The organism is Chryseobacterium sp. UF-290 (assembly GCF_058245615.1).
Genome location: NZ_JBSICB010000047.1, coordinates 1 through 321 on the forward strand (window position 1 = coordinate 1; position 321 = coordinate 321).

General features: G+C 43.6%; 2 tRNA genes. Both read left to right on the plus strand.

Annotated elements, in window-relative coordinates:
- Positions 1–73, plus strand: a tRNA-Lys gene (locus AC4IF5_RS20435).
- 34 nt (positions 74–107) lie between these two features.
- A tRNA-Leu gene (locus AC4IF5_RS20440) sits at positions 108–190 on the plus strand.
- Positions 191–321 lie beyond the last annotated feature (131 nt).

Genomic DNA, 321 nt, shown 5'->3' on the forward strand with positions numbered 1-321 from the left:
GACTCGGTAGCTCAGCTGGTAGAGCAATACACTTTTAATGTATGGGTCCTGGGTTCGAATCCCAGCCGGGTCACAAGCAAAAAAATTACTATTTTTTGTAATTTTTTGCCTGCGTGGTGAAATTGGTAGACACGCCATCTTGAGGGGGTGGTTTCCTAAGGATGTGCTGGTTCGAGTCCAGTCGCAGGCACTGCAAAGAAAATTTTTATAGTTAAGAAATAAATGTTTATATTTATTCTTAATTGTGGCCGACTCGGTAGCTCAGCTGGTAGAGCAATACACTTTTAATGTATGGGTCCTGGGTTCGAATCCCAGCCGGGT